Raw genomic sequence first — 10,125 nt, 5'->3', positions numbered from 1 at the left:
TTGTTCTTACGGGTCACGTAGGTGTAACCGGTGCCCGCAGTGGACTTCAGCTTGATGATTGGACGAATGTCATTACGTGCCATTTTTTAGATCTTCTCCCCACGTGCACGAATCTGAGCAACAACAGCCTCGATACCGTACTTGTCGATGGTCTTCAGACCCTTCGGGGACACATTCAGAGTGATGTGACGCCCCTCAGAGGCGAGGTAGAACTTCTTACGCTGCACGTTGGGGTTCCAACGGCGCGACGTGCGCCGGTGGGAGTGGGACACGGTCTTGCCGAAAGACGGCTTGCGTCCCGTAACCTGGCAAATCGCCGACATAGGGATTCCTTTGCTTCCTTGCCGCCCAATGCCGAAATCACTGGTGCGCCACACCGGATTATTGAATAACCGAGGAATCCACCTGGCCTTTTCCGGGGCGCTGCCCACTGACACTCGACGCTGAGCGCGTAAACGAATAACTAGACAACAGCGAGAGAACAGTTTACACACGAGTTGCGGGATAACCTAATCGCTGTTCCACTGTGGTTTTCTCGGGGCGACTCTCGAGCGTCGTCATAGAGTTCGTGCTTGTCGACGGGCTTTAGTGTAGGGCCTTTTTTTTAATTTTCGGGCTCGAGCCTGTAATATTCCATCGAGTGTCACATGCCGGTTTGTAGAAATATTGACCTGGTGCGTGTCATTGTAAGTCGTGTTCGTACCCAACTCAGGCACGATTCTCCCGCTGTTAGCTGGGTGAAAGCGACCTGAAGTTCAATCCTGAGGGAAACGAGAATTAATGAAGAAGGACATCCATCCTGATTACCACCCGGTGGTTTTCAAGGACGCAGGCACGGGTCACTCTTTCCTTACCCGTTCCACCGCCACCTCCGACCGCACTGTCGAGTGGGAAGACGGTAACGAGTACCCGCTGATCGTCGTTGACGTCACCAGCGAGTCGCACCCGTTCTGGACCGGTGCTCAGCGTGTCATGGACACCGCTGGTCGCGTCGAGAAGTTCCAGCGTCGTTACGGTAACCGCATTCGCCGCGCGAAGAAGAACTAAGAATAGGAGGGGAATAAGAAAATGGCAGTACCAAAGCGTCGCATGTCGCGAGCTAACACCCGCGCCCGCCGTTCCCAGTGGAAGAGCAACAACGTCGCTCTCCAGGAAGTCAAGGTAAACGGCCGCGTCTACAACGTTCCTCGTCGCATCGCCAAGGCTGTTCAGCTCGGCCTGGTTGACGTCGAGAAGTTCTAACGCGCATCTTTAAGGATGCTGACATCGTTCCTCGCTGAATCCCAGAGCGCTTTGAGCGTGCAGAGTGCGTTCAGTGCGTAAGGAACGGTTGATAAAGAGCTTTTAACCTCACCCCATCGCTTGTACTTGGCGATGGGGTGAGGTTTTTCAGTTGTATGGCCCAGTTTTTGCGAGCTCTCTCACGAAGAATCTGTGTCACATTTACACTCACCTTATATTTTCAAGGCACAATGGGCAGTATGAAGATTTTGGTAGTTGACGACGATCAAGCGGTACGCGAAGCGTTGCGGCGATCGTTGACTTTTAATGGCTACACGGTCGAGCTCGCTGAGGATGGCGCAGAGGCCTTGGAAAAGATCGCCAAGGATCGTCCGGATTTAGCCATTCTGGATGTCATGATGCCGAAGCTCGACGGCCTCGATGTTTGCCGTCGGCTTCGCAGCGAAGGCGATGATTTGCCGGTCATGATGTTGACTGCACGTGATTCGGTCTCCGAGCGCGTAGCTGGTCTTGATGCCGGCGCAGACGACTACCTGCCTAAGCCTTTCGCATTGGAAGAGCTACTCGCTCGTGTGCGTTCACTCCTTCGTCGTTCTGCTTTGGAAGTGCCTGCGATGGAAGATGCCGCAACTCTGCAGTTTGAGGATCTCTCCTTGGACCCGGAAACTCGTGAGGTCTTCCGCGGTGAACGCCGCATTAGTCTCACTCGTACAGAATTTGCGCTGCTGGAATTGCTGATGAGCAACCCTCGGCGTGTACTCTCCCGTACCGCCATTTTGGAGGACGTCTGGGGGTATGACTTCCCGACGTCCGGAAATGCGCTTGAGGTCTACATTGGCTACCTGCGTCGCAAGACTGAGGCAGAGGGAGAGCCGCGTCTGATTCACACTGTGCGTGGTGTCGGTTATGTGATGCGGGAGACCGCACCGTGATGTTGCGCCGTCGTCGTTTGACCGGCGGTGGCGTGCAATCAGATCAGCGTTCCGCCACCGAGGTCACCCCGGGACAAGGTGCCGGTGAAAAGCAAGAGAAGTCCGCGGATGCTGAGAGGACGGTAGGGGAGTCCCTCGTTGATCTGCCCCGGAGTTCGCGTATCCCTTCACTGCGTTGGCGGCTGACCATTTTGACGGCGCTCATTGTGGCGATGTCTGTGGGGCTGATGACGTTGGCTGCGTTTTTTACTGTGCAGGCAACGCTGTACCGCGAAGTGGATAGTAACCTCCGTAGCCAGGCGGAAAAACTGCTTATGTCCCCGTATGCGTCGGAGTTTGCCATTGGTCCCTCTTTTGAGGCGGACTCAAACAGGATTCTGAACCCCGATTTGGATGCGGTGTACTTTGCCCACGGCAGTGTGGCGGGTAAGGGCGGTGGCTCAATCTCTATTGGTGGTCCGGAACTCGCAGTGTTGCGAGGGAATCGCCAGGAATCGATTCGTACCGATGAGTACAACGGCCGTCGTGTATATGCCGTCCGCGCCGAAGATGGTGCGACGCTGATTCTCTCGCAGGACTTGAACTCGACGCAGTCGGTCTTGAAATCGCTCGGTGCAGTGCTGCTGAGTATTTCTGCAATCGGAATTCTCTTCGCCATCGGATCAGGTATTACGGTGGCAACAACGGGTCTGCGTCCGGTCACTCGGTTGCGCATTGCCGCGGAGCGAGTAACGGAGACCGATGAGCTGCGCCCAATCCCTGTGGAGGGCGACGATGAGCTTGCGCGCTTTACCCGCAGCTTCAATGAGATGTTGGCTGCACTTCAAGCGTCGCGCATTAAGCAGGCGGAGCTGGTTGCAGATGCTGGTCATGAGTTGAAGACCCCGCTGACGTCGTTACGCACAAATATTGAACTGCTGATGATGGCCTCCCGCTCGGGAGCGGCAATCTCGGATGCGGATCGCGCGGATCTGGAAGCTGACGTCATCGCACAGCTGGAAGAGTTGTCGACATTGGTTGGTGACCTCGTCGATTTGGCACGCGAAGATGGGCCGCAACAGGTTATTGAACATGTCGATGTCGATGAAATCATTTCCACGTCGTTAGCGCGTGTTGAACGTCGTCGGCCGGATATCACTTTCGACGTGCAGACCACTCCGTGGTATGTCTACGGGGATCCGGCGGGGCTTGGCCGGGCAGTTTTGAACTTGATGGACAACGCTGCAAAGTGGTCGCCAGAAAATGGCACCGTGCGGGTTCGTCTGACGCCACTCAGCGAGGTTGTCGCTGAATTCACGGTGGCGGACTCGGGGCCGGGTATCCCGAAGGAAGATCGTCACAAGGTCTTCGAGCGGTTCTACCGTTCCATTCAGTCACGGTCTATGCCTGGATCCGGCCTGGGGTTGGCCATTGTGAAGTCAGTCATCGTCCGCCACGGGGGCACGATTACTGCCGATGAATCCGACGATGGCGGTGCTTTGATGCGGGTGACGCTGCCGGGCAGCCCGTACAGCGGGAGAGATGAAGACTCCGAATCAGCTCAAGAGCCTAGCTAGAAACGCATATCCCCACGTCAAAGTCGATGTAATCCCCGCTGCGTGCGGCCTTTTAAGGAAGTGCGTGGCGGGGATTCGGTGTTTCATTCGGGGAATTTTCGGCGAGACTGCAGACTGCTCTCAGCCAATTGTTAGACAGACAGTGCAAGGTATTACGTATGAGCAACTCTTTCAACGATTCCTCGCGAGGAGATGAGCGGGGACACTACTCCTCGCAGTCTCACAACTTCAGCGAGAACCGTGCCATGGGGGATGCTGGTGAGACAAGCCAGTTTTCTGTCAATGAGCGCGGCTGGGAGAATTCCCACTACAACACCATCCCGTCTCAGCCGAACGGCGCTTACGGAGGCGGTTCAGAGTGGGACGTTCCGGCCAATCAGCAGAAGACCAAGGGTGCCCAGGGGGCTAAGGGCATGGGGGCGCTGGCAGTCGCTGCCCTGATGCTGTGCTCGGCCGGTATTGGTGGCGGTGTCGGCGCATGGGTAGTTCACAACTCGCAGTCGTCGGTCCCCGCGGACAACGCGCTGGATAAGCCTGCGGAAACCCGCCAGGTAGCAGCAGCTGAGGGGTCCGTGGAGAAGGTCGCGCAGAAGGTCCTTCCCAGTGTCGTCTCCATCACCACTGCCTCGGAGCGGGGCACGGCGTCGGGGTCAGGCTCCATTCTGTCGTCCGACGGTCTGGTCCTGACGAATAATCACGTCGTCGCAGGCGCGGGCCCGGACGCACAAATGGAAGTCTTGCTGGCCGACGGCACGACGCACCCGGCAACTCTGGTTGCAGGGGATGCAGCTACTGATATCGCCGTTATTCGAATTGAAGGTGTCAACGGGCTGCGCCCAATTTCACTGGGCAATTCCTCGCAGGTCCAGGTTGGCCAGGAAGTGGTGGCCGTTGGCTCGCCACTGGGACTGACCTCCACCGTTACGCAGGGCATTGTCTCCGCTAAGAATCGTCCGGTCACCGCCGCGGGTGAAGACGGTCAGTCCTCGGTCATTGATGCAATCCAGACCGACGCGGCGATTAATCCGGGTAACTCCGGTGGAGCGCTAGTGGATATGGAAGGCAACCTTATCGGTGTGCCCAGCGTGATTGCCTCTAACAGTGCGGGATCGGAGCAAGCGGGCAGCATTGGCCTTGGTTTCGCTATTCCGGTTAATCAGGCTCGTCGCATAGCGGAAGACCTGATTGATTCCGGTAAGGCCCGGATGCCTGTCATTGGTGCCCAGATTGATTCGCGTCCGATTGCACGTGGTGCACTGGTGCGGGAGGTAACGCCAGGCGGCCCAGCTGACAAAGCGGGACTGAAAGACGGTGACCTGATTACCAAGGTTGATGACCGCACACTTGACAACGGCGTTGCACTAATTGCGGCTATCCGCTCGCATCGGATCGGGGATTCTGTCACACTTACAGTTACAGATGAGCGAGGCGGCAACGAGCGAACAGTCGATGTCACCTTGGCAGAAGCCCAGGATTGATAAGCAGCGTGGTGGAGTAGTAGCTCACCATCTGTAAAAGATTTTCGAGTGAAACTTCGAGTGTAGAGCTGTGGGAGAAAGCGAGTTAGAGCAGATGAGTGAAACTGTGAGTACTGAGCCAAGTGACGTTAACCTCGCTGAGATGGAGCGTCTTATCAACGACGACGGCCAGGTCCGAAATGCGTTTGTAGTCCTCGTGGGCGATCATTTCGAGAACCCGGATGCTGCGGCTTCGCTCATGGTTGAGCTGTTGGAAGAAGACGGCTACTCGGTCGATGCTGTGGTCAGTACGGGTGCAGTGAAGCGTGAGATCCGGAAGGCGCTCGATACCGCTGTTGTTGGTGGCGCGGATTTGGTCGTCACGGTGGGAGGCGTTGGCGTTGGGCCTCGTGCGAAGACCCCGGATGCCACTCGCAAAGTTCTCGATGTACGACTGCAGGGCATTGAGCAGGCTATTCGTAACTCCGGTATGGGAGCCGGCGCCTTGGATGCGGGGCTGTCACGCGGGTTGGCTGGTGTGTCCGGTCAGACGGTGATTATCAATCTCGCGGAGTCGCGCGCTGCAGTGCGCGATGGCATGGCGACAATTCTCCCGCTGGTCTCTCATGTGCTTGATGATCTCTGCCGCTGGAGCGTCTAGGAATGGGCGACGCCAATCAGCCCAATCAGCCCGAGCAAGCTGCGCCGCGCAGTGGCAGTCGTAGGCAACGTCGTCGCGCAGGTGCACCGGCGAAAAACTTTGCCCAGTCGCGCAGTGCGAAAACCGCGCGCACAGTGCGCTATCACGATGAATCTCCGGAGGATGCTCGTGGTTTTGATGCGGACTACTGGACAAAACAGCGCCCACCCCATTGGGGATGAGCGCTGTGCAAAGGCGTTAGTTGGCTTCTTGTCGGAAGGTCTCAACTAACAGCTAGAGGCTAGTTCAGTTCCGACTTCGGCTTGCCGTTCTGTTCTGCCAGCAGGTCACGAATCTCGGTCAGCAGGTCAGCCTCGGTGACCTCCGGCTCAGCGGAGGTCTCCAGGCGAGCCTCACGCATCGAGTTGAACTTGTTCATCGGAGCAACGATGACGAAGTAGACAACCGCTGCGACCAGCAGGAAGTTGATTACTGCGGTGATGACAGCTGCAAAGTCAAGGTAGGTCGACGGGTTGCCGCTGATGATTTCGAAGCCAAGGCCAGTAACCTCAGCGCCACCGATGGTGTTCAGCAGCGGCTCGAGCAGGCTTTCGGTGAAAGCAGTGACGATTGCGGTGAACGCAGCACCGATGACAACACCGACCGCCAGGTCGATGACGTTGCCGCGCATGATGAACTCTTTAAAGCCCTTAAGCATAGGAAATTTCCTTCTGTAGAAACGGAACAAACCAAACGAGACCTGTGAGTCATCGCGTAGCTCAATGCAGGCCCATACGATTTCAGAAACAGGGAAGTGCGCTGTCCGGCAGTGTCACTCTTCTTAGTTCTAATCGTAATTTTGAATTGCCGAGCCATTGTATCCCGACACCAAGTTATGGGACAAGTCAACTTTCTACGGAAAACGCTGTTCAGGGCCATGAAATCTTGTAATCAGTGAGACTTTGGTCACTAACCCGAGAGTAACAGTGTGAGCGGGGACGTTAGCGATGTCGCTGCCACCACCTCCGCGGCACCAGTGGGCAGTGCAACCAAAACCACCTCTTCGTCGACGATGTTGACCACCTTTGCCCCGTGTGCAAGCGGCGCTGCCATCCCGCGCTCATCCGCGGTCGACACAATATCCACGCTGTCACCAGTGCGAAGAGCGGACACGATGCCCACATCAGTCAACGTGATGGCAATAATTTTGCTTTCCGACATCCCAGTCAACGACTTGGCTAGTGATGGGCCGACCATTCGCTGCTCTGTAAGTATCTCTCCTGGTGACATGCCGGTGGCCAGGGTGCGTCCCCGCACAGCAGCGATGTCCGTTACGGCCCCGCCAGGAACGAGATCCCGGGGAATGTCCTTGAAAGCCACATCTTGTTCTGCCACCGATGCGCCACCGGCAATGGATTTGGCGCTAATCATGACCCGGATATGGCCGCTGCGAGGTGTCAATGACTCCACCGCCGCCAGTCCGACGGCACATAGGAAAACTGTGACTGCAACTATTCGCCGAATAGTTGCGGGGCGGGGCTTTCGGAATGGACGCGGAAACCGGGACGAGTGTTTTGGGTTCATATTAAGTTAGGCGCGAAAAACCCGGAATCGGTTCCATTAAACCTGTGAAATCCCCGCTGGCGTGATCACATAATCGGCGGGAACGTCGTGCTCATCGTAGGCAAGCTCCGTGCGCAACTCGGTGTCGAAAACCGCAACAGCGATGACAGCAGCTCTCGCCCCATCCGTATCGCCGTCGCGTCGAGCGAAAACCAAGCTGCGATCGTAATAACCAGCGCCACGCCCTAACCGCATCCCAGTTTGGGGGTCGGCCGCAACTGCCGGCAGAATAATGGCGTCGGCAACACCTAGCTCCTTCGGGCCGGCGGCGCTTTCCATCGAAACAGGTTCCAAGAGTCCAAATCGCCCTTTGCTGAAGCCGTCGGTGTAGTAACCCCAGTGCAGCGGCTGTGGCGGACCGGGCGGGCAGACGGGAAGCAGAATTCGTGCTCCGGGAACCGCGTTGGCCAAAGCCTCCACAAAGCCCTGGCCGGGCTCACCATCAGTCGAACTAGAAACGCTTGCACCGGGCTCGTCGCCAGCGGGGACATAAGCGGCGATGACGGGTTTTGTGAGGTCACCGACGGTATTGGATAACCATTCTTGCAACCGCTGTACCAGTGCTTCGTCGTCAAGCATGCGCTCACGCTGCCCCTTGGCGGCGCGTGCGGCGAGTACCTCGTGCCGTGTGCGGGTTTTGAAATCGGACGTGGTTTCGGGAAGCGGAGCCATACCTGCAAACCTACTCTGTCAGGTAGGGGAGCGGCCTCGGTCGTCAGCGCAGGAGAAAATTTCTGATTGACGCGTTGAAAAAAGCGGGGTCAGCCTCCGAGCAAATGGAAGTTATATAGGTATCGTTGCCATTATGGTCTCATCGTCTAAAGAGTCTGGTTCGGACATGACTACTCCGGTTCGAACTGTCATCGTTCCTGCCGCGGGCATGGGTACGCGATTCTTGCCTGCCACCAAGACAGTGCCGAAAGAATTGCTGCCCGTGGTTGATACGCCGGGCATCGAGATGATTGCTGAAGAGGCCGCCGCCACTGGTGCGCAACGCCTGGCTATTGTCACGGCGCCGAGTAAGGATGGCGTGCTGGGGCACTTCGACCCACGCCCGGATCTTGAGCAGACTCTCGCCGAGCGTGGCAAGGACAAAATTGCAGCGAAGGTACGCCGCGCCACCGAGGTCATTCGCGTGGAATCCGTTGTCCAAGATCGACCGCTGGGCCTGGGGCATGCGGTGTTGGTCGCAGAGCCGCTGCTCGAAGACGATGAGGACAGCGTTGCTGTCATGCTTCCCGACGATCTCGTGCTCCCAGTGGGCGTGATGGATCGCATGACGGAAGTGCGCGAGCGCTTTGGCGGCTCGGTGCTATGTGCGCTGGAAATTCCTCACGAAGAGGTCTACAACTACGGTGTCTTCGATATTGAGGACGCCACCCCGGCGGAGTCGGGTGAGCTCGGTGAGAACGCGGCTGATGCTGATGCTTGGGACGATGTGAAGCGAGTCAAGGGCATGGTGGAAAAGCCGGACCCTGCGGATGCTCCATCCAACTTCGTGGCAGTCGGACGTTACTTGCTCGATCGTGCCATCTTCGATGCGCTGCGCCGCATCCCCGCGCGGTAAGGGCGGCGAATACCAGCTCACCGATGCAATTGAGCTGCTGATTCAAGAGGGGCATCCGGTTCATGTGGTCGTCCACAAGGGGTTCCGCCATGACCTGGGAAATCCTGGTGGCTTCATTCGCGCTTGCGTAGACTTTGGACTCAGGCATCCGGACTACGGCGAGGGGCTGCGCGAGTATATGCAGCAGCGTCTGGCGCAGGATGAACAGGCTTAAAGCCTTTTTATAGAGGCTGTACTTATCTAGAGGCTTGTACTGAGAAGCTGAATAGCCATAAAGCGCACCGCGGGTTGGTGCCGAGGAAGGTAAAACATGCGTTCTGTGGAAGAACAGTTGGCGGCAATCACCGCGCACGCTGTGATGCCTGATCCTGTGCGCGTTGCTATTTCGGAATCCCTCGGCATGCTGTGCGCTGAAGATGTCATCGCAGAGCAGCCGTTGCCGGGATTCGTGCAGTCAGCAATCGATGGTTATGCAGTGCGCGCTGTCGATATCGTCGGCGAATCTGGTTCTTTACCTCCGGATGCGCGTCAGAGTGATGTTGATTTTCGCGAGGTCGAGCTGCCTGTTGTCGGTGAGGTGACAGCCGGCTCTCACCACCCGATGCGTCTCCAGCCGAAGCAGGCCGTGCGCGTACAAACTGGTGCGCCGCTGCCATCGCTTGCCGACGCTGTCGTGCCCCTAAACTGGACCGACCGCGGTGGCCGTCGAGTTAATGTTCTCCATCCGGTCTACTCCGGTGACTTTGTGCGGAAGGTCGGCGACGACGTGCAGCCGGGTGACGTGGCGGTGTCTTTGGACTCGGTAATTTCGCCGTCGCAGGTTGGATTGTTGGCAGCAGTGGGGCGTTCGAAGGTTTTGGTGCACCCCAAGCCGCGTATGTCCGTGATTTCCATTGGTAATGAGTTGGTCGATGTTGACCGCACGCCAGGCCTCGGTCAGGTCTACGACGTCAACTCCTACGCGTTGGCAGCAGCCGGCCGCGATGCTGGGGCCGAGGTGCACCGAGTGGGTATTGCCACCGGTGAGCCCCGTCGCATCCGGGAAATCATCGAGGGCCAGCTCATTCGCAGTGAGCTCTTGGTCATCACGGGGGCTGTCGGCGGTGCC

General features: G+C 57.5%; 12 protein-coding genes and 1 pseudogene. 8 read left to right on the top strand and 5 right to left on the bottom strand.

The features are described from left to right. Both rpmG and rpmB read right to left on the bottom strand, forming a co-directional pair. On the bottom strand, positions 1 to 83 hold an 83-nt coding region (gene rpmG, locus HMPREF3011_RS03590), incomplete at its 3' end, for a 50S ribosomal protein L33 (RefSeq protein ID WP_070841142.1). Between the two features lie 3 nt (positions 84 to 86). Then, positions 87 to 323: a 50S ribosomal protein L28 gene (gene rpmB, locus HMPREF3011_RS03585; RefSeq protein ID WP_016423274.1), complete on the bottom strand. Its 237-nt coding sequence runs from the start codon at positions 321 to 323 to the stop codon at positions 87 to 89. Between the two features lie 457 nt (positions 324 to 780). Here rpmB and HMPREF3011_RS03580 point away from each other — a divergent pair, with 457 nt between their 5' ends. The 6 genes from HMPREF3011_RS03580 to HMPREF3011_RS03555 all read left to right on the top strand — a co-directional run bounded on the left by HMPREF3011_RS03580 (position 781) and on the right by HMPREF3011_RS03555 (position 5,848). Beyond that, positions 781 to 1,047: a type B 50S ribosomal protein L31 gene (locus HMPREF3011_RS03580; protein WP_005511390.1), complete on the top strand. Its 267-nt coding sequence runs from the start codon at positions 781 to 783 to the stop codon at positions 1,045 to 1,047. A 21-nt stretch (positions 1,048 to 1,068) separates the two neighbouring features. After that, complete coding sequence (rpmF, locus tag HMPREF3011_RS03575; protein ID WP_005511439.1) at positions 1,069 to 1,242, top strand: 50S ribosomal protein L32; 174 nt, start codon at positions 1,069 to 1,071, stop codon at positions 1,240 to 1,242. A 239-nt stretch (positions 1,243 to 1,481) separates the two neighbouring features. Next, on the top strand, positions 1,482 to 2,174 hold the full coding sequence (locus tag HMPREF3011_RS03570) for a response regulator transcription factor (protein WP_005511429.1): 693 nt from the start codon (positions 1,482 to 1,484) through the stop codon (positions 2,172 to 2,174). After that, positions 2,174 to 3,730, top strand: a complete 1,557-nt coding sequence (locus HMPREF3011_RS03565) for a HAMP domain-containing sensor histidine kinase (RefSeq protein ID WP_070841141.1) — start codon at positions 2,174 to 2,176, stop codon at positions 3,728 to 3,730. The genes HMPREF3011_RS03570 and HMPREF3011_RS03565 overlap by 1 nt, the downstream gene beginning before the upstream one ends. A 158-nt stretch (positions 3,731 to 3,888) precedes the next feature. Then, positions 3,889 to 5,208 (top strand): S1C family serine protease, encoded by a 1,320-nt coding sequence (locus tag HMPREF3011_RS03560; RefSeq protein WP_038626339.1) that lies wholly within the window; start codon positions 3,889 to 3,891, stop codon positions 5,206 to 5,208. A 142-nt stretch (positions 5,209 to 5,350) separates the two neighbouring features. Next, positions 5,351 to 5,848, top strand: a complete 498-nt coding sequence (locus HMPREF3011_RS03555; RefSeq protein WP_224786613.1) for a MogA/MoaB family molybdenum cofactor biosynthesis protein — start codon at positions 5,351 to 5,353, stop codon at positions 5,846 to 5,848. Positions 5,849 to 6,128: 280 nt separating this feature from the next. On the opposite strand, the gene mscL is transcribed toward HMPREF3011_RS03555, so the two are convergent. From mscL to HMPREF3011_RS03540, 3 genes are all read right to left on the bottom strand, one after another. Then, positions 6,129 to 6,545, bottom strand: coding sequence for a large-conductance mechanosensitive channel protein MscL (mscL, locus tag HMPREF3011_RS03550; protein ID WP_038626335.1), 417 nt, complete (start codon positions 6,543 to 6,545; stop codon positions 6,129 to 6,131). A gap of 251 nt (positions 6,546 to 6,796) precedes the next feature. Next, positions 6,797 to 7,258: an SAF domain-containing protein gene (locus tag HMPREF3011_RS03545; RefSeq protein WP_224786612.1), complete on the bottom strand. Its 462-nt coding sequence runs from the start codon at positions 7,256 to 7,258 to the stop codon at positions 6,797 to 6,799. A 189-nt stretch (positions 7,259 to 7,447) separates the two neighbouring features. Further along, on the bottom strand, positions 7,448 to 8,122 hold the full coding sequence (locus HMPREF3011_RS03540) for a 5-formyltetrahydrofolate cyclo-ligase (RefSeq protein WP_038626331.1): 675 nt from the start codon (positions 8,120 to 8,122) through the stop codon (positions 7,448 to 7,450). A 133-nt stretch (positions 8,123 to 8,255) separates the two neighbouring features. On the opposite strand from HMPREF3011_RS03540, the pseudogene HMPREF3011_RS03535 reads away from it, so the two are divergent. Next, positions 8,256 to 9,231: pseudogene (locus HMPREF3011_RS03535) on the top strand (UTP--glucose-1-phosphate uridylyltransferase). 96 nt (positions 9,232 to 9,327) lie between these two features. Further along, positions 9,328 to 10,125: molybdopterin molybdotransferase MoeA (gene glp / locus HMPREF3011_RS03530; RefSeq protein WP_141764748.1), on the top strand; the 798-nt coding region annotated here is incomplete at its 3' end.

It is taken from the genome of Corynebacterium sp. HMSC074C04 (assembly GCF_001838295.1).
GTDB lineage: Bacteria > Actinomycetota > Actinomycetes > Mycobacteriales > Mycobacteriaceae > Corynebacterium > Corynebacterium amycolatum.
Note: the sequence above shows the minus strand (reverse complement) of the source record. Positions and strands in the feature narration are given on the sequence as shown.

Excerpts from the sequence above, each read along its gene's own strand:
- rpmB (WP_016423274.1), bottom strand. The coding sequence starts at position 323 with ATGTCGGCGATTTGCCAGGTTACGGGACGCAAGCCGTCTTTCGGCAAG.
- HMPREF3011_RS03580 (WP_005511390.1), top strand. The coding sequence starts at position 781 with ATGAAGAAGGACATCCATCCTGATTACCACCCGGTGGTTTTCAAGGAC.
- rpmF (WP_005511439.1), top strand. The coding sequence starts at position 1,069 with ATGGCAGTACCAAAGCGTCGCATGTCGCGAGCTAACACCCGCGCCCGC.
- HMPREF3011_RS03570 (WP_005511429.1), top strand. The coding sequence starts at position 1,482 with ATGAAGATTTTGGTAGTTGACGACGATCAAGCGGTACGCGAAGCGTTG.
- HMPREF3011_RS03565 (WP_070841141.1), top strand. The coding sequence starts at position 2,174 with ATGTTGCGCCGTCGTCGTTTGACCGGCGGTGGCGTGCAATCAGATCAG.
- HMPREF3011_RS03560 (WP_038626339.1), top strand. The coding sequence starts at position 3,889 with ATGAGCAACTCTTTCAACGATTCCTCGCGAGGAGATGAGCGGGGACAC.
- HMPREF3011_RS03555 (WP_224786613.1), top strand. The coding sequence starts at position 5,351 with ATGGAGCGTCTTATCAACGACGACGGCCAGGTCCGAAATGCGTTTGTA.
- mscL (WP_038626335.1), bottom strand. The coding sequence starts at position 6,545 with ATGCTTAAGGGCTTTAAAGAGTTCATCATGCGCGGCAACGTCATCGAC.
- HMPREF3011_RS03545 (WP_224786612.1), bottom strand. The coding sequence starts at position 7,258 with ATGATTAGCGCCAAATCCATTGCCGGTGGCGCATCGGTGGCAGAACAA.
- HMPREF3011_RS03540 (WP_038626331.1), bottom strand. The coding sequence starts at position 8,122 with ATGGCTCCGCTTCCCGAAACCACGTCCGATTTCAAAACCCGCACACGG.